Annotated in this window: 20 protein-coding genes; 15 read left to right on the plus strand and 5 right to left on the minus strand. The window is 57.1% G+C overall.

Annotated features, from left to right (window positions below):
• The first annotated feature begins 113 nt into the window (after positions 1 to 113).
• The 3 genes from Poly21_RS01490 (at position 114) to Poly21_RS01500 (ending at position 5,473) form a co-directional block, all read left to right on the plus strand.
• Complete coding sequence (locus Poly21_RS01490; protein WP_146405267.1) at positions 114 to 1,613, plus strand: efflux RND transporter periplasmic adaptor subunit; 1,500 nt, start codon at positions 114 to 116, stop codon at positions 1,611 to 1,613.
• On the plus strand, positions 1,613 to 4,816 hold the full coding sequence (locus tag Poly21_RS01495; protein ID WP_146405269.1) for an efflux RND transporter permease subunit: 3,204 nt from the start codon (positions 1,613 to 1,615) through the stop codon (positions 4,814 to 4,816). Before Poly21_RS01490 ends, Poly21_RS01495 begins: the two co-directional genes overlap by 1 nt.
• A gap of 138 nt (positions 4,817 to 4,954) precedes the next feature.
• Positions 4,955 to 5,473 carry a hypothetical protein gene (locus Poly21_RS01500; protein ID WP_146405271.1) on the plus strand — a complete coding sequence of 173 codons (519 nt, stop codon included), beginning with the start codon at positions 4,955 to 4,957 and terminating at the stop codon, positions 5,471 to 5,473.
• A gap of 59 nt (positions 5,474 to 5,532) precedes the next feature.
• On the opposite strand, the gene Poly21_RS01505 is transcribed toward Poly21_RS01500, so the two are convergent.
• Both Poly21_RS01505 and Poly21_RS01510 read right to left on the minus strand, forming a co-directional pair.
• Entirely contained in the window at positions 5,533 to 6,597 is a 1,065-nt protein-coding gene (locus Poly21_RS01505; protein WP_146405273.1) for an agmatine deiminase family protein, read from the minus strand.
• Positions 6,594 to 6,884 carry a hypothetical protein gene (locus Poly21_RS01510; protein ID WP_146405275.1) on the minus strand — a complete coding sequence of 97 codons (291 nt, stop codon included), beginning with the start codon at positions 6,882 to 6,884 and terminating at the stop codon, positions 6,594 to 6,596. The genes Poly21_RS01505 and Poly21_RS01510 overlap by 4 nt, the downstream gene beginning before the upstream one ends.
• Positions 6,885 to 7,240: 356 nt before the next feature.
• Between Poly21_RS01510 and hpf the strand changes: the two genes are divergently transcribed.
• The 7 genes from hpf to Poly21_RS01545 all read left to right on the plus strand — a co-directional run bounded on the left by hpf (position 7,241) and on the right by Poly21_RS01545 (position 13,628).
• The gene (hpf, locus tag Poly21_RS01515; protein WP_146405277.1) at positions 7,241 to 7,588 is read left to right on the plus strand and encodes a ribosome hibernation-promoting factor, HPF/YfiA family; all 348 of its coding nucleotides are present in this window, start codon (positions 7,241 to 7,243) and stop codon (positions 7,586 to 7,588) included.
• A gap of 68 nt (positions 7,589 to 7,656) precedes the next feature.
• Complete coding sequence (locus tag Poly21_RS01520) at positions 7,657 to 8,136, plus strand: PTS sugar transporter subunit IIA (protein WP_146405279.1); 480 nt, start codon at positions 7,657 to 7,659, stop codon at positions 8,134 to 8,136.
• Between the two features lie 73 nt (positions 8,137 to 8,209).
• On the plus strand, positions 8,210 to 8,521 hold the full coding sequence (locus tag Poly21_RS01525) for an HPr family phosphocarrier protein (RefSeq protein ID WP_146405281.1): 312 nt from the start codon (positions 8,210 to 8,212) through the stop codon (positions 8,519 to 8,521).
• A gap of 380 nt (positions 8,522 to 8,901) precedes the next feature.
• The gene (gene ptsP / locus Poly21_RS01530) at positions 8,902 to 10,647 is read left to right on the plus strand and encodes a phosphoenolpyruvate--protein phosphotransferase (RefSeq protein ID WP_146406757.1); all 1,746 of its coding nucleotides are present in this window, start codon (positions 8,902 to 8,904) and stop codon (positions 10,645 to 10,647) included.
• Positions 10,644 to 11,366 (plus strand): TIGR03936 family radical SAM-associated protein, encoded by a 723-nt coding sequence (locus Poly21_RS01535; RefSeq protein WP_146405283.1) that lies wholly within the window; start codon positions 10,644 to 10,646, stop codon positions 11,364 to 11,366. Before ptsP ends, Poly21_RS01535 begins: the two co-directional genes overlap by 4 nt.
• 80 nt (positions 11,367 to 11,446) lie before the next feature.
• The gene (locus Poly21_RS01540; RefSeq protein ID WP_146405285.1) at positions 11,447 to 13,051 is read left to right on the plus strand and encodes an Rne/Rng family ribonuclease; all 1,605 of its coding nucleotides are present in this window, start codon (positions 11,447 to 11,449) and stop codon (positions 13,049 to 13,051) included.
• A 355-nt stretch (positions 13,052 to 13,406) separates the two neighbouring features.
• Complete coding sequence (locus Poly21_RS01545; protein WP_302117183.1) at positions 13,407 to 13,628, plus strand: hypothetical protein; 222 nt, start codon at positions 13,407 to 13,409, stop codon at positions 13,626 to 13,628.
• Positions 13,629 to 13,638: 10 nt separating this feature from the next.
• Here the strand turns inward: Poly21_RS01545 and Poly21_RS01550 are convergent, their stop codons facing one another.
• A complete protein-coding gene (locus Poly21_RS01550; protein WP_302117185.1) occupies positions 13,639 to 14,820 on the minus strand; it encodes an AAA family ATPase in 1,182 nt (393 codons plus the stop codon).
• Positions 14,821 to 14,893: 73 nt separating this feature from the next.
• On the opposite strand from Poly21_RS01550, the gene Poly21_RS01555 reads away from it, so the two are divergent.
• A complete protein-coding gene (locus Poly21_RS01555; protein ID WP_302117187.1) occupies positions 14,894 to 16,144 on the plus strand; it encodes a linear amide C-N hydrolase in 1,251 nt (416 codons plus the stop codon).
• On the opposite strand, the gene coaE is transcribed toward Poly21_RS01555, so the two are convergent.
• Both coaE and hrpA read right to left on the minus strand, forming a co-directional pair.
• Complete coding sequence (gene coaE, locus Poly21_RS01560; protein ID WP_146405291.1) at positions 16,104 to 16,742, minus strand: dephospho-CoA kinase; 639 nt, start codon at positions 16,740 to 16,742, stop codon at positions 16,104 to 16,106. The two genes, Poly21_RS01555 and coaE, sit on opposite strands and share 41 nt — an antisense overlap.
• Positions 16,739 to 20,851: an ATP-dependent RNA helicase HrpA gene (gene hrpA / locus Poly21_RS01565; protein WP_436967465.1), complete on the minus strand. Its 4,113-nt coding sequence runs from the start codon at positions 20,849 to 20,851 to the stop codon at positions 16,739 to 16,741. Before hrpA ends, coaE begins: the two co-directional genes overlap by 4 nt.
• A 396-nt stretch (positions 20,852 to 21,247) precedes the next feature.
• On the opposite strand from hrpA, the gene Poly21_RS01570 reads away from it, so the two are divergent.
• The 4 genes from Poly21_RS01570 to Poly21_RS01585 all read left to right on the plus strand — a co-directional run bounded on the left by Poly21_RS01570 (position 21,248) and on the right by Poly21_RS01585 (position 24,342).
• Positions 21,248 to 21,943 carry a hypothetical protein gene (locus Poly21_RS01570; protein ID WP_146405294.1) on the plus strand — a complete coding sequence of 232 codons (696 nt, stop codon included), beginning with the start codon at positions 21,248 to 21,250 and terminating at the stop codon, positions 21,941 to 21,943.
• A 189-nt stretch (positions 21,944 to 22,132) separates the two neighbouring features.
• Complete coding sequence (locus Poly21_RS01575; protein WP_146406759.1) at positions 22,133 to 22,507, plus strand: hypothetical protein; 375 nt, start codon at positions 22,133 to 22,135, stop codon at positions 22,505 to 22,507.
• On the plus strand, positions 22,500 to 24,080 hold the full coding sequence (locus Poly21_RS01580; protein ID WP_146405296.1) for a HEAT repeat domain-containing protein: 1,581 nt from the start codon (positions 22,500 to 22,502) through the stop codon (positions 24,078 to 24,080). The genes Poly21_RS01575 and Poly21_RS01580 overlap by 8 nt, the downstream gene beginning before the upstream one ends.
• Positions 24,081 to 24,087: 7 nt before the next feature.
• Positions 24,088 to 24,342, plus strand: coding sequence for a hypothetical protein (locus Poly21_RS01585; protein WP_146406760.1), 255 nt, complete (start codon positions 24,088 to 24,090; stop codon positions 24,340 to 24,342).
• Positions 24,343 to 24,542: the final 200 nt, after the last annotated feature.

A 24,542-nucleotide genomic window follows, 5' to 3' on the forward strand; every position in this document is an offset into this window, starting at 1 on the left:
CCAGGAGCACGCACACATGGTTCGCAATCAAGCTATTCACTGCGCTGTGAATGCCTTCACGTTCGTGCAGAAGATTCTTCATTCCGCTGTTTTATTTCAACTGAGTTGATGCGATGAATCCGAACCCATCAAGAATCCCATGGCCGGCGATCGGTATCGCTGGTGGACTGGCAGGGGTCCTAATTGCGATTGCGACATTCTCGATCTGGTGGCCAAGTCTATCGAATTGGGTCGACGCCACTCTTGCTTCGCAGCGTAGTGGCGGCGCGGCCGCTGCTCAGGGTCACGATGACCACGCCGGCCACGACCATGGCGCCGAGGACACAGCCGGAGCCTCTCTGGTGCTCTCCCCTCAAGCGCGCCGAAACCTGGGGCTCACTGACGAGTTTTTGCGGCCGGTGGAATTATCCACCTATCGCCGATCCATCACCGTGCCGGCGATCGTGGTCCCCAAACCCGGCCGTTCATCGATTATTGTTTCATCGCCACTCAACGGTGTGATCACGCATGTCCATGCCGTGACCGGGGAAGCGGTGATGCCAGGGGACCTGCTATTCGAGGTTCGGCTGACCTACGAGGATTTGGTTGAAACACAGACCGCATACTTGAAGACGATCAGCGAGATCGAAGTTGAAAACCGTGAGATCGCGAGACTCGAAGACGTCACCCGCTCGGGAGCTGTGTCCGGCAAGTTACTGCTAGAGCGCCGCTACGCAAAAGAGAAACTTGAGGCGTTTGCCAAGTCCCAGCGAGAAGCCTTGCGGATGCACGGTCTCAACGAACGCCAAGTTGAAGAGATTGGCGAAAACGGAAAGCTGCTGCACCACCTCAAGATTGTCGCACCCGATGTGGATACGCACGAACACGATGACGAGTTGCAACTGACGCAGGTATCCACTCGGTCGGCGTCATTCTCTCAGTTACCGCCACTGGCAACGCCGCGTCCTGGCCAACACGAGACCGGCCATGACCCGCTCGTGATTGACGACCTCCTTATTCACAAGGGTCAAGCCATCGTCGCCGGTGAACGGCTCTGTTCCCTGTCAGACTACAGCCAACTATTCATCGAGGGTAAGGCGTTCGAGAACGATGTCGCTGCTATCTCAGAGGCGGCCAAACGAGGGTGGCGTGTGGACGCCGTGTTTAGCAATTCCTCGGGTCAGACGATGGTTAACGGACTGGAACTCGCCTACGTCTCGAACTCAATTGATTTGCAATCGCGTACGCTATCGCTGTTTGTTGAGCTGCCCAATGAGATTATCCGCGACGAGTCCAATGACGATGGGCAACGGTTCCTCACGTGGAAGTATCGTGTCGGCCAGCGATTGGAACTACGCGTGCCCGTAGAGCAATGGGATCAACAGATTGTGTTACCCGTTGACGCCGTCGTCGAGTCGGGCGCGGATTGGTTCGTGTTCGTCCAGAACGGGCGCAACTTCTCTCGCGTTCCAGTCCACGTTCGCTATCGCGACCAGAACTCCGTCGTCATCGCCAACGATGGATCGATTTATCCCGGCGACGTTGTCGCCATGAAATCCGCGCATCGAATGCAGATGGCCATCTCGAACAAATCCGGCGGCGCCGTTGACCCTCACGCGGGACACAATCACTGATGCTTAATGCTATTATCCGATTTTCGCTGCATCAACGCTTGCTGGTGATTGCCGTCGCCCTATTCCTAGTGGGTGCCGGGACCTGGCAGGCGATGGTAATGCCGATTGACGTCTTCCCTGACCTGAACCGCCCCCGCGTTGTGATCATGACCGAAGCGCCGGGAATGGCCCCGGAGGAAGTCGAGTCATTGATCACCTTCCCGATCGAAACCGCAATGAACGGTGCCAACGGGGTTGAAGCGGTTCGCAGCTCCTCTGGCGTGGGCATCTCGGTGATTTACGTCGAGTTTGAATACGGCACCGATGTTTATACCGACCGGCAAATTGTGGCCGAACGAATGCAGATGGTTCAGGACCGAATTCCTGAAGGCATCACTCCTCAACTGGCGCCGATCTCATCGATCATGGGCCAGATCCTGATGCTGGGCATGTGGAGTGATGCCCCCGCCGTCAGTCCCATGGAAATCCGCACCGCTGCCGATTGGGTGGTGCGGCAACGACTGCTAACCATCCCAGGTGTCTCCCAAGTCTTCACAATGGGCGGCGAGCGCAAACAATTTCAAGTCCTGGTCGATCCCGATGCCATGCTGCGGTTCGGTGTCACGCTGGAGGAGATTGATACCGCCGTCACCGGTAGTAATGAAAACGGGACGGGGGGCTATCTCGATCGCCAGGGACCCAATGAATTGCTCGTCCGTGCGCTCGGGCGAATCCGGACCATTGATGACCTCAAAAAAGTCCCTGTCACGATTCGTGACGGCCGCCCCGTGTTGCTCGCGCAGGTGGCCAGCGTCGTCGAAGGTGCTCAAGTCAAACGCGGCGACAGTTCCGCATTTGTCCGCATTGACTCCCCATCTCCCGACTCCCCAACTTCTAACTCCCCAACTTCAAACTCCAGTTGGACGGGCGGCCCCGCCGTGGTGTTGACAATCAACAAGCAGCCGGGCGCGGACACACGGGCGGTCACAGACGCCGTCTTGCAGGCCATCGAAGAGCTGCGTCCCACGCTGCCGCCGGGAACGCAATTATCGACTGTCTATTCTCAAAAGTCGTTCATCGATCGAGCGATTGAAAACGTGGTCGAGGCGCTGCGTGACGGTGGTATTCTCGTGGTCATCGTATTGTTCCTATTTCTGCTGAATTTACGAACCACGTTCATCACGCTGACGGCGATCCCACTTTCTTTAGTAATGACATCGATCGTCTTCGCCGTATTCGGCCTGTCGATCAACACCATGACACTCGGCGGAATCGCCGTTGCCATGGGGGAACTGGTCGACGATGCGATCGTAGATGTGGAGAATATATTTCGACGACTGAAAGAGAATCGTGCGGCCAGCAGTCCGCTAAACCCGCTGCTGGTGGTTTATCGCGCCAGTACCGAGGTGCGTCGCTCGATCGTATTCGGAACCATGATCGTGATCCTCGCATTCCTGCCACTGTTTGCCCTGGGGGGGATGGAAGGGAAACTGTTCGCGCCGCTCGGAGTCGCGTACATCGTCTCGATTCTTTCATCACTGCTCGTTTCGCTGACCGTCACACCGGTGCTGTCATATTGGCTGCTCGGTTTAAGCAAAGGCAGTGCGCACGAACAAGATGGAATGGTGCTGCGTGGTTTGAAATGGATCGCGGACAAGATCATTCGTTTCAGCCTCGCGTTCCCCCGCTTCAACCTCGGGATGACCCTGTTGATGGTGGCCATTGCCGCCGTTTTTGCATCCCGACTGGAGAAAGATTTCTTGCCTCCGTTCAACGAAGGCACGATCCAGCTCAACGTTGTCCTGCCTCCAGGCACATCGCTGGCCGAGTCCGATCGGATCGCAGGAACGGTGGAAGAGTCACTCATGCAAATTGAGGACGTGCAGCGGTTTGCACGGCGCACCGGGCGGGCGGAGCTGGACGAACACGCCGAGGGTGTGAATATGTCGGAAATGATCATCGAGCTCGACCCCGACTCACCGCGTTCACGAGAGCAGCAACTCGCCGAAATCCGCGAGGCCATGAGCGAAATACCTGACATCGTGACGGCGGTCGAGCAACCCATTGCCCACTTGATCTCGCACATGCTCTCAGGCGTCAAGGCACAGGTCGGCATCAAAATCTATGGCGACGACCTCGATTTGCTGCGTCAGAGGGCGGAACAGATCATCGCCAAAATGCGGCAGGTTCCCGGAGTGACCGACGCGTTGCTGGAGCCACAGGCACTCGTGCCCCAGCTTCGCATCGAGTGGGATCGTGACCGACTGCTCCGTCACGGACTAAGCACATCGACGTTGAACGAGTACGTACAAACGGCGATGAACGGTCGCGTCGTCTCGCAAGTCCTCGACGGCATGCGCACATTCGATTTGGTCGTCCGGATGAAAGAGAACTACCGAGAGGATATTGAGGAGCTGAAGCGATTGTCGATTCAACTGCCCGAAGGTGGCACACTGCCGCTCGCAGGACTGGCCAAGGTCTACCAAGCCAGCGGTCCCAACACGGTCAAACGCGAAAATGTCCGACGCCGTGTCGTGATCCAGTGCAACGTGGCTGATCGGGGCGTGGTCGACGTCGTGAAGGACATCCAAGCAGCTATCCAGCCGATCGTTGCCGCGCTTCCCTCGGGCTACTTTGTTGAGTATGGCGGCCAATTTCAAAGTCAGAAGTCGGCCAGCCGCGTGATTTCAGCTCTGTTCGCGGTCGCGATGCTGGGCGTATTCTTGGTTCTGTTCACACTCTTTCGTAGCGTGAACTTGTCGCTCCAAGTCATGGCCGCATTGCCGATGGCGTTCATCGGTTCGGTGGCGGCATTGGTACTCACCGGGCAAACGTTGACGATCGCAGCCATGGTCGGCTTCATCTCACTCGCCGGGATCGCATCCCGGAACGGCATCTTGTTGCTCCAGCACTACCTGCATCTGGTGCAGCACGAAGGCGAGCAGTTCACGACCTCGATGATCGTTCGGGCCGGCTTGGAACGACTCGCTCCGGTGCTGATGACCGCGCTCACCTCCGGCATCGGGCTAGTGCCGCTGGTTCTCGCCTCGGGCGAAGCGGGCAAGGAAATCCTCTATCCCGTCGCCACCGTCATCTTGGGCGGCCTGATCAGCTCGACGGCTCTCGATTTCTTTGTGCACCCGGCACTGTTCTACCTCTTCGGGATGAAATCCGCTGCAGGTGTCGTCAACGATTCGACCAGCGAAATCGAGTTGAGCGAGTGAACAGGCCGATCTCCCCATTTTCTAATTTCCATTTGCTACTTAACCCATGAGAAATCGAATGATCACGTAAGTCAGTTTGCGATTAGCTACACCTCTTTCTTCAACTCGATACACCCCCATCCACTCACGAGAAAACCCATGCGCACTTTCCAACATTCATTGATCGCCGGTCTTGCCGCCTGCTCCTTGGCCTTAACAGGGTGCGGTCCCCGACCCGCTACCGATACAGCGATCGCCCCATCCGCAGCAGGCGGTGACGCCCACGACCATGATCACCCACATGAAGGACCGCACCACGGAACGCTCGTGGAACTCGGCGATGAAGAATATCATGCGGAAGTCGTTCATGACGCCAGTTCCGTCACGGTGTATATGCTGGGCTCCAATGGTAAAGACCTTGTTCCGATCGACGCCGAAAGCCTGACGATCAACCTCATACAAGCCGCAGTTCCCAAGCAATTCACGCTCACGGCCAGCCCTGAAGAGACTGACCCAGCGGGCAAGTCATCGCGATTTACCACCAAAGATGCCGAATTGGTCGGACACCTCGATGATGCGTCCGCAGCGGCCAAACTGAGTGTGACCATCGCGGGGACGTCCTTTCAAGGCGAAATTGCGCACGATCACGACCATGCTGGACACGACCACGCTCATTAGTCCACTTCTCCAGTGCATGGTAGTGAACCCATGCTAGCACGTAGGGTCCGGAGCGGTACTCAAACGTGGCGATTGCCATCGGGCGGTGCCGGCTGATGGCAACTCGCGCAGTGGAGGGCTCCGAGACCCCAGGCGATTTTCTCACAGGGCACGCCCTGGATCTCCACGCCAGGGCAGAGATCCGAGAGGATCTCAATGGCCTTGGTGTCGCTGGAGGGGTGAGCGAAGGTCGGCACCAGGATGCGGTCAGCGCCCAGCCTCAGAAAATTGCAGTAACTCTGCGGGACAGGGTGGCCATCGATCGTTCGCGGCGGCGGAACCGGCAATCGATGGATCTGCACATTCGGGCTGGTCTGCCGCCCCCACAGCTGAAGTTGACGGAAGTTGGCCTGCAGAGCCGCAGCGCAGGGATCATTAGCGTCGGCGGCCACCGCGGCAACGATGTTCTCGCGGTCGACGAACCTTGCTAATTGATCGATGTGTCCATCGGTGTCATCCCCAGGAATCAGTCCGCCGTCAATCCAGGCAATTTCGTGAACGCCAAGATACTGATTGAACCGCTGAGCGGCTTGCTGCTGGGTCAACCCCGGATTGCGAGCATCATCCAGGACACAAGCTGAATGCACCAGCAGGCGGCCCGCCCCATCGGTTTCCAATGCCCCCCCTTCCAGGGTCAGACCCGCATGCAGGCAACGCACGCCGGCGGCTAGCGCGATTTCCCGCCCAGCAGCCTGGTCCAGATCATGCGGAGCGTATTTCCCACCCCATGCGTTGAAGTGCCAGTTCACCGCGAGCAGGCCGTCGCCCTCATGGACAAAGGTGGGGCCGAAATCGCGGATCCAACAGTCGTTCGTCGGGATTTCGACGATTTCGATCGGGCGGAGCGTGCCACTGCGAGGATGCTCACTAACGGCCGGCAATATGATTCGCTGACAAGACTCGCGCAGACTATCGCTGGCGAGTATTCGTACTGGCGTCGATTCCGCAATCGCCACCGCAAAGGCAGCGAATGCCTCGGGGATACCCTTAAAATGACCTGGCCACGTCTCAAGGTTATGCGGCCAGGCCAGCCATACCGCGTCGCACGGCTCCCATTGAGCGGGAAAACGTCGCGGGAGGCTCACTCAGGCTTGATCTCTTCTTTGACTTTTTGAATAAAGTGCGGAGATTTCCCGCCTTTACTGAGTTCCTCGGCACGCTTGGCGGCTTCGTCGCGTTGGTCGAACTCATACACGGCGACCCGCTTGAGATTCTGACTAAACACGCCCCAATAGAGCCGCAACCGCATGTCGGCGGCGGCTTTCTTTGTTTTGCGTTTGGAGGTTTTCTTGCGCTTAACCTCGGCTGCCAGCTTTTCAGCAGCATCTGCTTCGGCTGCTTTTTCCTGCCGATTGACGACCTTCCGAGCCATAAATCTCAGCTGTAGGGGTTAGAGGGGGTGTGGTTTTGCGAAAAAATCACAGGGCCGGGATAAAAATTGGTCAGATTAGGTTATCGCGTTGGCTGGGTTCTGTCATGGGGACGCAGTCCAGAAAAGTGACCCAGCCGGCAGAACGTCCCCGGAGAAAGGTCAGTTTTTGTCTCGTCCGAAAAAAATGAGTCAAAGGATCGCTATTCGGCAGCGTACGATTCAGCTAGGCTGTACACTCCCCGTCGCGGTGAGTGGTATACTCAGTTTGTCAGCGCGGCCGGCTAGCGGGAACGGCTACCGGAAACACTTACCCGAAACCACGACGAGCGGCTTCTCTCCCTAATACGAGTTTGAACATGCAAGTGAATGTTTCAGCCCGCCATGGCACTCTTCAGCCTGGTGACCAGGAACTGATTGAGGAAAAGGCAATCAAACTTCGGCGACTCTACGACCGGATCAATGCGATCGAGGTCACAATTGATTTGAAACAATTGGACAAACCCGTCGTCGAAATCAACGTTTCCGCTGAGCATGCTGAAGACTGCATCGCACGCGCCGAGGCGAGTAACGTGATCGCCGCCTTGGATAATGCGATCCCCAAGGTTGAGCAGCAGTTACGGCGTCTCAAAGATCGAAAGACTGGAAACCGCTCAGCGGCTCATAAACACGTCGAGTCCGCTCCCCTGAGTGACGACGACGAGTGAGGCTGGACAGCCAGTTCGGCTCACTTTTTTAAGCATTTTTTACCACCCATTTCAGACATACCGTTGCTATGAAGTTTTCTGACTTTGTCAAGAAAGGCGCAATTCGCGCCAACCTGCAGTCCACTACGAAAGAGGCTGTGATCAATGAACTCGTCGAATCGCTGTTGGAGGCGGGGGAAATTGCCGCCGACCAGCGTGACGACATCATCGCGGCGATCATGAAGCGTGAGGAACTTGGCAGCACCGGCATCGGCCGCGGCGTAGCGGTTCCCCACACGAAGCACCCCAGCGTTTCAGAGCTGGTTGGCACCGTGGGAGTCAGCGAAGCGGGTGTTGATTTTGATTCACTCGACGGCGAACGGGTCCAGCTCTTCTTTTTGCTGATCAGCCCCCCGGAGCGTCCTGGCGATCACCTTCGAGCCCTGGAGAACATTTCGCGGCAATTGCGTGACGAGTCGTTCTGTCGGTTCCTCAAACAGAGCAAGACCGCTGACGACATTCAACAACTCCTCCAAGAAGCCGACGATAATCAGTTTGCCGCCGGCTAAGCCCCGCCGGTACAATCTGCGTAGACACCCCCGGTGCACTCCTCCCGAAACGTGCACCCATGAACGAAAGCCAATGAACCAGCCGCCGCTCAATAACCCGCCTCTGCTCGAACGTACTGTGTGCGTTGTCAACCCACAGGGCTTGCATGCCCGCCCGGCTGATTTGCTAGTGCGTTGCGCGGATGGATTTGAGTCGACGATCATGATCCAAAAAGGGGCTGAACAAGTCGACTGCCGCAGTATTTTGTCTTTACTGACGCTCGGGGCGACCGAGGGAACGGAACTGAAACTCACCGCTCAAGGACAGGACGCTGAGCACGCACTGGCAGCGATCTGCGAACTGTTCGACCAGGGATTTCACGAAAATGGCCAGCCGTCCTCGTAAGACCTCCGAGACTCGAAGACCACTTAAACTCTGGCAGCCGCAAGAACACAACCACACCAATTCTCTCTGAGCGCCCCGAGCAGATGTGCCGGGATGAGATGGAGAGCCTATTCGCTGCGTTGCAGCGGTCCACACCAACTTATTTTTCAAGAGATCAGATGATGCTGTTTGTTTCCTCATGCAACAGGACCGTTCGCGGGGACAGCCTCCGCCCACCGCTGCGTTGATGTCGATGAGTGTGACGAAGCGTCACGCTATCGATGTGCGTACGAAGCCATTAAACGGATGACTCGTTGTCGATGACATCGCCGCGGCTGCTCTTTGAGGGGGGCCGGTTTGGCGACACACATCAGGATGGAAATGGACATGCATCCACCGCGATGCTGGAACTACAAGGCATTCCCGTTTCACCGGGCGTGGCCATTGCGTCGGCCCTCGTGCTCGACCCTGATGGCTATCGAATCCCACGGTGTATCGTCCCGGCCGCTGATGTCGAGGGCGAGTTCGCGCGTCTGCACGCTGCAGTGGACGTCGTCTCCCAGCGGCTCGAGCAGAGCCGACTCGATACCACCGCGACCGCCGGCAGCCAAACCGGAGATATCTTCGCCGCCCAGCTCCAGATGCTGCACGACCCGCGGCTGCACAGCGAACTGCAGAAACGCATTCGCGAAGATCATCAATCTGCGGCATTTGCCGTCAGTGCTGTGCTGCATAACTACGCCACGGCCCTCCAAAAACTCGAAAATCCGTTCCTCGCCGATCGGGCTCAAGACGTACTCGATATCGAACGGCAACTGCTCATGCAGCTCGGGGCCGTCACGCAGCAACCGCTGATGGAGCTGACAGAGCCGGTTATCGTGCTCTCGCGAATGCTCACACCGAGTGAAACGGCCTCGCTTAATCGCGAGTTCGTAAAAGGGTTCTGCACCGAGATCGGTGGCCCCGGAGGGCACACGGCCATTGTGGCAAAAGGCCTCGAGATACCTGCGGTTGTAGGTATCGGCGAATTTCTGCCCGTGATCGCTGGGGCTGGATGCGTGATTGTCGATGGCGATCGCGGTCGCTTGATCATCGACCCCACGGACGAAGTTCTAGAGAGCTATCGCCAGCGGGCCGAGGACCGCCGCACACTCGCCCTGCGGCTGGCCGAGCAAAGCCAACTGCCGGCTGAAACCAGCGATGGTGTCCGCATCTCACTCAACGCCAACATCGAGTTCCCCCACGAGACCGGTTCGTGCTTGCAGCGAGGTGCCGATGGCATCGGGCTTTATAGGACCGAGTTTTTATATTTGTCTTCCGAGGAAGAACCCACCGAAGAAGACCACTACGCCGCCTATGCCGAAGTCATTTCGCAGATGGGTGGTCGTCCCGTGGTGATTCGCACGCTCGATTTGGGCGCCGACAAAATGGGACACGGCAAGCGTGCTCATGCCGAGAACAACCCCTTCTTGGGGCTGCGCAGTATCCGACTATCACTTCGCAATCTCGATCTTTTCCGGCCCCAACTCCGTGCCGTCCTGCGGGCGGCCGTGCTAGGCGATGTGCGGGTGATGTTCCCGCTCGTGACGACCATCGGTGAGCTTCGTCAAGCGCGAATGCTGCTCAACGTGGTCGCCGAAGATTTAAAAGAATCCGGGGTTCCCTACCGCAGCGATCTGCCGGTAGGCATGATGGTGGAGGTGCCAGCGGCCGTCATCACACTCGAACGCTTTGCCGCCGAAGTCGACTTTTTCAGCATCGGTACCAACGACCTGGCCCAATACACACTGGCAGTCGATCGCTCCAATGAGTCCGTCGCGGATCTCTACCAATCGAGTGATCCCGCCGTGCTGCGACTGATCCAAGCCAGCATTGACATTGCCGGTGATACACAAACACCGATCAGCGTTTGCGGTGAAATGAGCAGCAACCCCGCTCGAGCCCTCCTGTTGCTCGGCATGGGTGTGCGTAACTTGAGCGTTCCACCCTCGGCACTCCCACGGGTCAAGAAAGCAATCCGCAGCGTTTCGATCACGCAGTGCCAAGGGTTCGCCGAACGCGTCGCCAAGTTGGAATCTGCCCGCGATGTGGATTTGTATCTGATGGATCGGCTTGCCGACCTGGTGCCGGAATTGGTGATGCAATGAACCGCGGACGGCGAAATCCCAGAACCAGCAGTAACGTCTCGCCCAACCTGCAACCCGCAGGGACACCGCGGTTTCGCTACCGAGTGCGATTCGCCAAGACCGGTTTACTGCGGTGGATCAGCCATCGTGATTTAGCGACATTGTGGGAACGGATCGGACGCCGAGCTGAACTGCCCTTCTCGATGACGGAAGGTTTCAATCCTAAACCGCGAATGCAGTTTCCGTCCGCACTCTCTCTCGGCGTCGAAAGTCTCGACGAAGTACTCGATCTCGAGCTTAGTGAAGATTGGGCCGCCGAGAAATTGTTGCAGCGATTGCAAATTGACGACCAACCCGGACTGCGAATCAACAGCGTCGAGCAAGTCGACTTGGCCGATGGCAAAGCACAACTCGCGGCAATGGACTATCTCGTCACATTGCCCGATGACTTTGATGATGCCGAGGCCACCCGCACCACCGCCGCGATTGAGCGGATGCGGCTACAAGACACCGTTTCGATCGAGCGGAAGGGGAAGCCTGTCGTCGCTCACGTGGCGACCGATATCCCCGTTCTCGATCTCCAACCCAATCAACTCGTCGCTCGCATCGTGACCGGACCGGGGGCGTCTTTGAAGATTCAAGACATCCTCGATCTGCTCGGTTTGAGTGATTGGCCCGAAAGAGGTGCGACGTTGATTCGCACCGGTATGACTCTCAAGGGCGAAACAGAACATTCGTAACTTCGGCGTCCATGCGGTCTCCCTCGGAGGGATCGTCCGCATTCAGCCGATTTTTAAAATCCCATTTTTGGTGAAATATCATGAAGCGTGAAATGCTAATCAATGTGCTCCAGCCTGAAGAATGCCGCATTGCGGTGGTGGAGGACAAGGTGCTCGAGGAACTTTACGTCGAACGCAAGAGCGTCGAGGCATATGCAGGGAATATCTACCGCGGGAAGATCGTTAATCTCGAACCAAGTATCCAAGCTGCCTTTGTCGACTTTGGTGTCGGACGCAATGGGTTCCTGCACATCAGCGACGTTGAGCCTCAGTACTTTCGCCAAGGCGGCTACGATCCCGAAGAGATCATGCGGGAATCCGACGAGATGGCTGCCGCCTCGGCGGCCCGAAACCGTGAAAGTGGACGTGGTAACTCGCGTGTCTACAAAGGCGGTCGCCCTCGCATCAAACCACCGATTCAAGAAATCTTTAAACGTGGCGACGAGGTTCTCGTCCAAGTCATCAAGGAAGGCATTGGTAACAAAGGGCCAACACTCTCAACCTACATTTCTATCCCAGGTCGCTATCTCGTGCTGATGCCCGCGCTCTCACGCGTCGGTGTTAGCCGGAAGATCGAAGACGAAGATGATCGCAAGCGACTCAAAAAAGCCCTCCACGCCTGCAATCCTCCCAAGGGACTCGGGTTCATCGTTCGCACTGCCGGTGCGGGACGCAGTGAAGACGAACTGCACCGCGACATGGATTATCTACTGCGATTATGGAAAGCGATCGCCCGCCGAATCGAAACCACTACTGAACCAGGCGAGATCTACGAAGAGAGCGATCTGATCATTCGCACCATCCGCGACATCTACAGCGATGACATCGATCACATCCTGATCGATGAGGAAGAGTCCTACAACAAAGCTCGTGACTTTCTCAAAAGCGTGATGCCGCGCGTTGTGGATCGTTTGAAGCTCTATGACGGCGAAGTGCCATTGTTCCACAAATACAATCTCGAAGAAGAGATTGTTAAGATCAACCAGCGTCAGGTCCAACTCAAGGACGGCGGCTCGATCGTCATCGACCCCACCGAAGCACTCGTGGCCATCGACGTCAACAGCGGTAACTTCCGCGGCAAGGCGTCCGCTGATGAAAATGCGTTTCGCCTAAACCTGTCTGCGGCCAAGGAAATCGCGCGACAACTTCGCCTGCGTGACCTCGGCGGTGTGATCGTCAATGACTTCATCGACATGCGGAAGGAAAGCTACCGCCGCAAAGTCGAACGAGTTCTACGCGACGCCATGGCGAAGGATCGTGCCCGTACCAAAATTCTGCGTACGAGCCCGTTCGGCCTCATCGAAATGACACGGCAACGGATTCGCCCAAGTCTGAAACGGAGCATCTATCAAGACTGCCCGTGCTGCAAGGGTCGCGGGCTCGTTAAAACACCCGAGAGCATGTCAATCGAAGTCGTTCGTACGCTCGCCCTCGCGGTCAAGAACAAACACATCGTCCGTGTCACCGTCCGTGTCAACGACGCTGTGGCCGCGTTCTTGAATAACAAGAAACGCCGCGCGATGTCTGACATGGAGGACTCGGGTAACATGACCGTCCAAATCCTCGGCAGCGAAGGCCTGTTCCCCGAACACCTCGAAGTCGATTGTCGCGACACGCACGGCGAACGCGTCGAAATCGACTCGTGATTTGAAGTCGAGAATTTCATTTTCGGAAATTCAGTTCAGACGGCTCTATCACACGCGTCTGATTTTTACGCTTCCGCCCGGCTCGTCCGGGCGGACGGGCGTCTCGTTGGCCAGAACAACCTTCAGCGATACTGGTTCGAAGCTGGATAGGCAATGGTCCGCAAGCCGGTTCAAGCTAGCGGCGCCGATAAAGCCGAAAGCGATCTACACAGGCAATGGAACATTTAAGCCGTGCGACGAAATAACGACGGCTCGTAGCGACTTCTTATTCTCGCAAGAGCGTTTCTAGGAACGGGCAGTCCGAAAACAAACTCGCTTGGCTATTGCGATATCAACGCAGAGGGATCGCACGTCGTTGATCGTCAGGCCATTTTCAGGAAACGCTTTCCCCGCCCACACGATTTATATCACGGACATGATCGGCTACGACCAACCGACTTTTCAGTCGATGCGGCGAATTGACCAAGCTCGTCGTACCACCCGTTATCAATTTCGCATCACGGGAATCTCTGCCGACGAGGATGTGGTCCGCCTGAGCGGGACCGATGACGGTGTCGCCCTCTCCTTCGACGAATGAAACTATTTTTTCATTCGCTATGCACCGTGCTTTCTAGCGCGTCCTCAAGGCGAGCTGGGTCGACGGTCAGCAATTCACCGGGTTCAGTCAATTGATTATCCAACGCCTCTCGCTGCTCCATTGCCAGTTCTCCGATTTGAGTAAAGAAACCTTCCTTCTCAACTACCTGGATTTGATCCGCGTCGAATCTGTCGAGCAATTCAGGGCTGTGCGTCGTCAGGATCACCTGTCCGCGGCCGTCCTCCGGTGCTGCCAAAAAATCGTCGACAAGCAGCGATAACGCACTCGGGTGCACGCCCTCCTCGGGATGCTCAAAAAACATCGCCAATTTCGATGGCTGCTGGTTCAGTGCCAACAGGTGTGCGAAAAAGCGTCGGAATCCTTCTGACTCTTGAGAGAGTTTCAGCTCAAGCGTTAGGCGATTGAAAAGATGCCCCACAACAGCATACTGAGGTTGACGGAGGTCATTCAGCTCAACTGACGAGACACCATGGATGACACGCTGCAACGACGACAAGATCCGTTGCCGAGCCGATGAGTCTTGGAAATTACTGACGATCTTCCTCATCGTTTGCAGGTAATTGGAGCCCGCATCCTGAAAGCCGAATTGTCCTGCTTCACTCTTCGCTCCATCGAGCATGACACTACGAGGAAACGAGTAACAACCGATGCCTTCGGTCAATGCCACGTATGCTACGACCACCTCCGACAACGACGGCATTCGGCCAAGTGCGACCCCGCCTGGTGCTGGCACCTCGACAAGTCGCGGCTCCACTTTCCAGATTGCCTGATTGTTCGCATCGACGGATTGGTGAAACAGAACGTTTTCACCTAAACACAATTTTTCCTCGCCTATTCCCCCTTCCACTGGCGTTTTCCCAAGATCCAACAAATAGCGATATTTTTTCTTCTCGCTCCGAACTGAAAAGAATATTTCGAACCGAGTTGGTGCGTTCGTCTTGGGAAGCGGACGTATCGTTTCGACGCTGGAGAGCACTCCGCTCCCCATCCCTGCGACGCCACCACCCATCCCGTTCCAATCCGCACCGAGCAGATCTCTTAAGTACCGTATCGCTTCGATGAAGTTGGATTTGCCCGTACCGCTGCGGCCGATCAAGACCGTCACGGGTGTGAACTCGACCGTCACATTTCGGATACTTTTGAAGTTCTGAATCCGGATTTCATGAATCATGGTTTGATACCGTTTCGGTTGATGAGCCTTTCGCACGTGACCGTCGCATTCAATCATTCTACTTCATATCTCCGTGCCGAAACTCGCTAAGAGTTTCGGCACCATCCAACAAACTGCTGCGGTTTCAATACTCGTCGTCGTAAAAACCCGGTATCTCTCACTGAAAGAAAGAGCTGGAAGCGACCTCGCAGAACCGGTATGCTCGAGCATTGGTTTGGTAGGGTTGACAGGTACCAAGCATTCACAGGATGAGCGGGAAATGATGATAAACAAGCGAACTATGATGTCGGCGCTGGTCAGCGTGGTTCTTGTTGGCTTCGTTTTAAAGCCGATTGTTGCCTGCACCGTGATGCAGTTGCAGCGGGGCACGCAAGTCATCGTGGCGCGCAATCACGATTGGGGGACAGGAGGCGGTTTACTGATCGTCAATCCGCGAGGCATCAAAAAAACTGCGATCACGCCAGTGAATCCAAAGCAATGGGTATCCCAGTATGGCAATGTGTCGTTCGCTCAATTTGGGCGAGAACTGTCCTTCGCGGGAATGAACGAGCAGGGACTCACTGTTGACCTATTGCAGTTGCGCGCGGCCGTTTTCCCCGCCGTCGATCCGGAAAAACCGTCGGTCAATGTCGTGCAGTGGGTACAGTATCAACTCGACATGTCGGCCACGGTTGCCGATGTGATCGCCAGCCTCGACGAGATCAATCCGACGCCGTTTTTGACTAAGCTTGAAAAAGTGCATTACTTCGTCACCGACACCAGTGGCGACATTGCCGTGATCGAGTACCTCGATGGCAAGCCCCATGTTCATCGTGGTAATAACGTCGTCTGTGCCCTTGCCAACTCGACATGGCCGGACTCCACCCGAGCTATCACGGATAACCATGCTGGCAACTCTAGCGAGCAACGCTTCATGCTCGCCTCAAGCTTCGCCGCCAACGCGGGCAATCAAAGTCCGAATGTTGATCTTGTCCAATACGCCTTCGCTGCCCTCCACCGCGTCGCCCAGGATCACACGCAGTGGAGCTTGGTTTACGAGCCCACCTCGCTGCGAATCAATTTTGCCACGCAGGTCGCCCCACAGCGACGTTGGATCGATTTTTCGGACGTCGATTTTACGGAAGGGGCGCAAGTCCTGTGCCTTGACATAAACCAAGACCTTGCCGGAGACGTGCGAGAGCATCTTGAACCGTTCACACGGGATGCCAATCGGCGGATCATCGACGATGCCTTTGATGCCGGCCCCGCTGGGTTTCTAAAAGAGACCGTCAAAGGCATGGTACTCAGCTACGGTGAGTCGTTGGCGCCGGTCGGGATTGATTGAGCATTCGGACTACTTTTTCTCGCAGGTCATCAACGCTGCCGTCGTTCTGGATCACCCACGTGCTGCGGCGGCGTTTTTCTGCCCAGGGCAGCTGCCGCTGCTCGCGACGAGCAAGTTCGGTTTCGCTCCAGCCACGAGCGGCGAGTAGCTGCCGGTGTCTCGCGGGCTCGATCTGCATGCACCAGATCTGATCACACTGGCTCTCCCATCCGCTCTCTAGCAAGAGCGGAACATCGAGAATGATATAGAGTGCCCCGCGTGCGGTAGCGGTGTCCAATCGTGATTGAATAATCCGGTGCGTGCGTGGATGGATGATGGACTCCAGTTTCTTCAATCGCCGATGCGATTCATCGTCATCACCGAAAACCAGGTCCGCGATCTGGGCCCGGGACACTGAACCGTCGCTGGCAAGAATAGCGATGCCGAAGGACTCCACAAGGTCTGCAATCACCTCGGCGTCACTGAGCTGCTCTTTCGCAATCGCATCGGCATCGATCCAAACACCACCGCGTGATTCGACCACGCGCGCGACCGTGGATTTGCCGCTGCACGGGGGACCAATGATGCCGATCACTAAGGTGGTATTTCGCTCGGTCATTCAAGTAATTTCTCACATCGTTTAGGTGATACCTTCACAGCGGTACCGAGCGGCTGGGCAAACTGGCTAACCCGGAGTTCCTCGATCATCCACCGAAACTCAGAGTCCGCATGATTTTTCGGCTCGCGATCATCCTCTCGTTTGGTAGCGAGCCAACGGCTCCAGAGCATCGCGATGACCTGTCGCGATTCCGCATCACGTTGCTCGGCACCCGCCTTCAGTTTATCGAGCCGATACGCGATCGCTTGCAAATAGCGCGGAAAATGTTGGAGATGTTGCCACGGTGTCCACAACAGAAATCGATCGCTAAAGAGCCACGCGAGCTGTTCATCGACATCGGCGAGCACGGCCGGAAACTTCGCCGGCGAAGTTTCCTCGCGGGCGTACCTCATCGCATGGTAGGCGGCCGTTAATTTCGGCAGCCAGCCGGCGACATCTTGAGTGGCTTCCCCGATCCGCGCCGGGGCTTCGGCCAATCTCGCAGCATATTCGTCAGACGTGCGGATCATCGGACGCTTCTCAACAACAGCAAGCCGTACCAATAGGTCTGCCAGCGACGATTCCAGCACGCTCGCCGGTAAAATTGCCCCGAGTTTAAGTTTCGCATCAGCGATGGCTGGCAGATGGCGTATTTGAGCTCGCAAGTCCTTCCGGCATGCTAGCGAGAACAGCCGAGTCAGTCCCATCCGACTGCTCGTTTCGGCGGCCGAGGGTTCAGCAAACAACTGTGTCGAGACGAAATCACTATGAGCAATCAATCCAGGATACTGCGCCACCTGCACACCTCCGCGCCGCCGGATCACCTCCGCAGGGAATCGATCGATATCCCACGCCGTCATCCGCTCACGCGACCAATCCTCGGCTTCGAAGGAGTTGTCCGGTGTGTCGTCAGCTCCATGAGTTACGGCGCCGAGCGATTGCTTAATTGCATCGACACTGCGGTCGGTCGCCAGCGTTTTGCCTTCGTCGTCGACCACGCGAATGAGAAAACGCAAATTGGATTCGAGTTTATCGTTTTGGAAATCATCGGCAGTGATCCGAGTTTCGGCATGCCGCGTCAACGACTCGCAGAGCGCTTGCATGAACGGTGTTTCGCCGCGCTGCGCACGGATCTCTTGAGTCACCCGTTGCGCCACATCGGCGGCCGGGACGAGCAACCGGCGTAGCCGCTTAGGCAATGATTTAATCAACGCGGTCACTTTCGCCTCGAGTTGCCCCGGAACCAACCATTCGAGCGCGCCATCGCTGACCTGCGGCAGCGCCGCGGGATGGATGGTCAGATGAATCCCATCCTCTTCGGTTCCTGGCCGAAAGTGATATTCGAGTGGTAGTCGCGTGGCACCGGCAACGAGTTCGTCGGGAAAGTCCTCCTGCTCAATTCGGGCCGCTGAGGTTTCAAGCAGATCGTCGGGACGTAAGTACGGGGTCTCGACGCCGTTCTCCGGTGCATCAGAATCCGCCTGAGAATCACGTTCATCCTCGAGGGACGGTGGATCAGCCAACCAAGCAGCAAGGTCGACTTCGTCTCGCATGCGACCGGCCCACGGCGGCGGATCGCATTGTCGGTCAAACTTCTCGAGCCGCGCACGATCACATACCCAATCCGGCAGGCGCGAGTGATAGAATGCTTGCAGCGCATAGTCATCAACAACCAAATCTCGCCGCCGTGTTTTCGCAGCGAGTTTTTCAATGGACTCGAGCAAACGGCGGTTGTGTCGGACAAACTTCGCGGTTGTCGGCAGCTCACCACCGATCAATCCATTGCCAATCATCAGATTACGAGCTTCGATGGCATCGATTGGAGCCAGCGGCACGCGACGGCGGACGACGACGGGCAATCCAAATAAAGAACGCCGTTGGTAGCAAAACGCGCCGCTCGCCTTGCGGCTCCAATGCGGGTCACTGAACGATGACTTGAGCACATGGTCGCCGACAGCCTCGATCCAAGCGGGCTGGATCTTGGCTACCGTGCGTGCGTAGGGCCGTGTGGTTTCGACGAGTTCTGCCGCTACGATCCATTTTGGTTTTGCTTCAAAAACGCCGCTGCCCGGCCACAGGTAAAGTTTCAGTCCGCCCGCACCGGTGTACTCGTTTTTCTCGCCCGCCATCGCGACACCGGATAACAATCCTGTCAGCAATGCTTGATGAATCGATGCGTAGCGATCCGCGTCGACAATCGGCGCAATCGTATCGGCTTGCTCCGCAACCGCGTCGCTGTATCGAATCGGTCCGATCGCGATTCGGCTCCTATTACGCTGCTGGATTTTACTGGCCTTCGGGGCGCTTGCCCCGGCTTTAACATTGCGATCCCGAGAACCGTGGCTAGCGCCAAAACGGCTAATAGAGCGGGTACCGAGATTGCTCGCCGCTAACTCTTTGAGTTGACGATAGACGTCCGACCATTCACGCATACGATTGGGCGATAAGAAATTCTGACGGAGCACGCGGGTCATTTTGCCGCGCCCGTACTTGGAGCTCATCTCGTCGTAGAACCGCCACATTCGTAGCAGGCTGAGGAAGTCACTTTCAGGGTCGGCAAATTGCGCGTGTGCCTGATCCGCCGCGGCGCGCTTCTCCGGGGGGCGATCGCGTGGATCAGGGATTTCCATCGCCGCCGCGATGGGGAGGACCTCCGGCAGCACACCATATTCGGCAGCACCGATCAAAATTCGGCCCACGCGCGGATCGACCGGCATCCGTCCGAGCTGCCAGCCAATTTCCGTCAGTTCGCCATCGTCGTCGACGGCACCGAGTTCTCGCAGGGTGCGGAATCCCTCGCGAATTGCCTCGATGCGGGGCGGGTCGATTAGCGGAAACTCTTCGAGTTTTCCCAAACCCAAGACTTTGCTTTGCAGAACCACGCTTGCCAGATTCGTGCGGCGAATCTCGGGCGTGGTGAATGCGTCGCGGCTCTCAAAATCATCGACATCGTACAATCGCACCGCGATCCCCGGCCCGACGCGACCGCATCGTCCACTGCGTTGATTCGCGCTCGCACGGCTAACCGGCTCAACCGGCAGTCGTTGGACTTTGCTGCGGACGCTATAGCGACTGATCCGCGCGGTCCCTGAATCGATGACATACCGAATCCCTGGCACCGTCAATGAGGATTCGGCCACGTTGGTGGCGAAGATAATCCGTTGTTTCCCGCCGCTGGGATGAAAAATCGCTTGCTGAGCCGATTGAGGCAATCGGGCGTAGAGAGGGAGCAGTTCCACACGGTTTTCGATCCCTAATCGCTTAAAGTGCCCTCCCACTTGGTGCGAAACATCACGAATATCACGCTCGGTCGGCAGGAACACGAGTGTGTCACCCGAGCCGTCGCGTCGCAGTGAGTCAATTGCCGCGATCACGTGGGCGGCCAAGTCATAACCACGGGTAGGGCTTCCGGCGACGTCGTCCCACGGCAAATATCGCAACTCAACCGGATAGCCTCGGCCCTCGACTCGCAAAATGGGCGCCGGGATCACCTCGCCGGTTTCGACGTCCACAGAACCAAAATGTTCGGCGAATCGATCTGCATCGATGGTGGCCGAGGTGATGACGATCCGCAATTCGGGACGACGGTCCATGATCCGTCGCAGCAACCCCAACAGAAAGTCGATGTTCAACGAACGCTCGTGAGCCTCATCGATGATGATCACATCGTAGGCGCGCAGATCAGGATCCGAGCCGGTTTCGGCCAGCAGGATCCCGTCGGTCATCAATTTGATCCGGGTACGATCACTCGTCTTGTCACCAAAGCGAACGTGATAGCCGATCTCGTTACCGAGCACCGTCGAGGTTTCCTCCGCCAAGCGGGCCGCGATCGAGCGTGCCGCCAGTCGGCGAGGCTGGGTGTGGCCGATCAGCCGCTCGCGTCCAAAGCCAGCCTCCAAACACATTTTCGGTAGCTGGGTGCTTTTGCCGCTGCCTGTTTCGCCGCACAGCACGATCACTTGGTGCTCGCCGAGCAGGGACACGATGTCCTCACGGTGCTCCGATATCGGTAGATCGACAGGAAACTCAAGTTTGATCTGGTCAAGATCAATTTGGTTGTTCGCAGCCCGCAATTGCGGTAGCGACTCGAGTGGCGATGTGAGTTCGGGGCTACGGGGTTTCTGATTCAAAACGATCTGCTGACTCTCGGAGAAAAAGACGGGCCACCGGCGGTCTGTTGATTCTTACTAACCTGACGCGCCAGCTTGACGTTGCGTCTTTCTGAGTGACGTCGGGCACCGCAGCACATAGCCTGCCGCCACTACTGTGGCTAAAGGCCTAACTTCAAAACGCGGCAGCGAGGCGGTTGATTTCACCCCATGACTAGCGCATCGGGTTCGTACTGGCACGTCGTGGCATCGAAATCGACCTAATCAACAGTCTGCTGGGGAGGTATTCTAGGCCATCGATCGATTTTCTGGCTAGGTCTGCGTTGGATTCCCTGCGGGTTGGCTTGCCGCATCGGAAAGTGCTACTTTGTAAGCGAAATGATTCATTCGCGACCGTCTCCATTGACACTTCCATTCATGGCAAACTCCCGCTCCTCCGGCAAGCAGAAATCGACAGTCGCCGGGGTCGCGATTGCGATCTTGATCGCGTTGTACAGCTTGGTGCGTCCCAGCATCAACGACGCGACCGGATGGAATTTGCCGGCCATCGCCCAGTCCCAACCGAGGTCGGAGCGAGCAACCAACTCGCCCGAGTCGTCTCCAGAGCGAGAAAGCCCCCACCCAACGTCCGCCCCAGTCGAACCGACTCCCAAGAGCGGCACGCTCGCTGATGGGGTATCGAGTTCCCAAGCGAGCGAGGCGACACCCGCTGCAGACGCCTCACTCAAATACGGATTGCTGCGGGAGGTGGGGCGAGAACGGTACATGTCCCCGGCTGGACTACTGTACACACCCGGCAGTGCCGAGGGGCACCGGCTCGAACATCTCCGCCGGCACACCGAAGACCAGCCCAGCCGGCCAGGGAAACATGGCGTCTTTGAGGGAGGAATGGAGGGTGCATTGAAAACGATTGACCAAGCCTACGAGAATGCCAAGATCGGCAAGCGCACGACCAAACACAGCGACGATGGTCGCACGATTTATACCGTCGATATTGGCCACCGGATCGGTTATGTCGGCGGACGTGAAGGCAACCAAAGACACAAACCCATGGCCCGTCGCGTACAACTCGTACTGGAGGGCAACCGCGTCATCACCGCATTCCCCCTATGAGTAGCCGAGTCTCTCCGAGACTCGGATGTGTACCTCGGAAAGTCTCGGATGCGAGTCTCGGCTGCGAGTCTCGGAGAGACTCGACTACTCAATCTTAATTTCAAACCAGCCACGCTCTCCATCGCGTGGAGCCCACCGTCTGGCGACATCGCTACGCCTGCCACTTCATCACTTCAGGATCCTACCCACGTGACACGTCTTGAACCTGACTCCGACGAGCCCTCGCAACAAAAGAGCGAGGACGTTCGATTCTGCGTGGGGGAATGCCCGCTCTGCAAGGGTGGCCTGTGTACCGTACGTGCCTACCTCAACGATCAAGCTCAGTTGTCGTACGGACTGATCCTGTGCGATGAATGCGAAGCGATCTGGTTGCAGCCTGACACCAATGGAGTCCACCTTTACTCCGATCCTGAGCGTCCACTCAGCCCCGTCAGTGGCCAACCTCTATTCGATTCCGCACATAGCCGCTGGGCAAACCACGACGACATCAACGCGTTGGGATGGTCCGGCAAGATCGACCCCACATTGACTCACTCACCTCACTACGATTGCACCGATGCCTGATCCTCATTCGCTAGACGAACCTGACGAACTCCTCGAATTGATGCTCGCTCAAAACGTAGATCCGGTGGAAGCCGGGCTGGCGCTGAAGAAGCTCGCCGAAAACGAACAAGTTAACGGCAATGGTTTGGTAGCGATGCTGGTAAATGCCGCCGGACGCCTGCCCGATGCCGACCCCGCCGTGATCGGCGGGCTATTGCGATTGGTACACACCCGTGTGCTGCACGCGCAAGCGGCGGGTGATGAGCAGGCTCTGCACGGCTTGCCGGTCGAGAGCTTGGCTAAAATCCTGACCGCGCTGTCACCCGAGGTTGCCAATCGCCATTTGTTATTGCAATTGCTCGCGATGATGCGGACACCCGAATCATTAGCCGCTCTCGTGCAGGGATTGTCTGATTCACCGCCTCGCGGGTGGATGGCAGCCGGACAGATATTGAGCCCGCTGATGCAATACGACGACTGGCCTATCGATCGTGTGTTCCCCGCCTTGCTCGATTGTTTAGGAGAACCGTCCCTGGCGGCGCCGATTCTCGATCTTGCAGGGCATCTTGTTCGCAGCGGGCGGGTAGACGATCACGACCCAAAACATCCAGCGGCCGGCAGGGTGACAGCGTTAAATGCACTGCTCGGCCAAGTTGCCGATCGGCTGGCGAAGTTCGAAGAAGACCCGCGCAGCTTTGGTACCGATGTCGAACAGGTCCAGGCAATCTTGGGCGAAGCGGTCGCGTTGGCAGTCTCGCTGTGCGACGCGGTGGGTTTGATCGGCGATCCCAGTTCGATTGCCCCGCTCAATAAAGCTGCCCAGCTGCGACATCGTCGGGTCCAGTGCGAAGCCGCCGGAGCGCTTGCGCGTTTCGGGGACGCTGCTGGCATCGAACAGCTCATTTCCCTCGCTCAGGAACCATCGGCACGCCTACGTGCGATCGCCTACGCTGACGAACTCGGCATTGGCGACAAGATCGAAGAATCGCTCCGTTCGCCCGAGGCGACCGCCCAAGCTGAGATCGCGCTGTGGTTGTCCCAACCGCAGCAGATGGGCGTGCCGCCGACGTCCGTTGAGGTTGTCGATTCTCGACGCTTGCTGTGGCCGAGTTTCCACGATCCCGTCGACGCGTTCTTGGTCCGATATCAATATGATTTCGGCGACCGAAGTTACAGCAACATCGCCCTGGCGGGCCCGACCGTGTTCTCACTCTCGGCCGACGTCGCCGATCTACCGCCCGAAGATATCTATGCCATCTATGCCGGTTGGCATGCCGAACACGAAGACATCTTTACCGTACCGGCGAGTGACTTCAACGAAGCCCAACGGCGATTGGTTGAGCCGCTGCAGACGTACCTTGAGCGAAACGACTACGATGACGTCAAGCCCGCGCTGCTGGGGTTCTTTCTCGAAGAAACCGCCGCGGTCTTCACTGCCGCCCGCGGCGGCGTCGACTGCGTCGTCGTTACCGATGGACTCGAAACGATGGACCTTCCCACCGCAGGACGCCTACGGCCAGCCAGCCCAGCGGACCTTTTTCACCTTTACAAGGGCCGCAAGATGTTGCGGACCTTCAACCCGCAGGGAATCTAACGTGCCGATGAAACCTCTGCCGCTCGGACCGCTGCTGGATAGCCAAACAAGAATCCGCCATGATTTCCTGGATTTTGCGGAGCAGTGGCAGCGGACCCGCGCGGGATGGCGCGATGAGCCAGCACGCAACTTCGAGCAAGAATCGCTCAGCAACTTATCGCCGACCCTAACGCGAGTTGCAGCCGCCATGCAAGATTTTGCCGATGCGGCACGGCGCGCTGACCATTTACTCGCCGATCCCGACCACCCGGGGCACCTATGAAGCAGATCCCCACCTTAAGAGCCATCGAAGCGACTACCGCGAACGCTAAAGAAAAATAATCGGTATAATCGGACCGTAGTAAAGGCAATTTTGCGAACTACCGGCATTGGAATTGCGTTGGATTAAAAGAAGCGTCGACATCATTGTTGATGAGAAACGCTATTCATGTTCTACGCCAATTTCCCCACCTCCCAGCGAGA

The sequence above is a fragment of the Allorhodopirellula heiligendammensis genome (genome assembly GCF_007860105.1).
Classification (GTDB): Bacteria; Planctomycetota; Planctomycetia; order Pirellulales; family Pirellulaceae; genus Rhodopirellula; species Rhodopirellula heiligendammensis.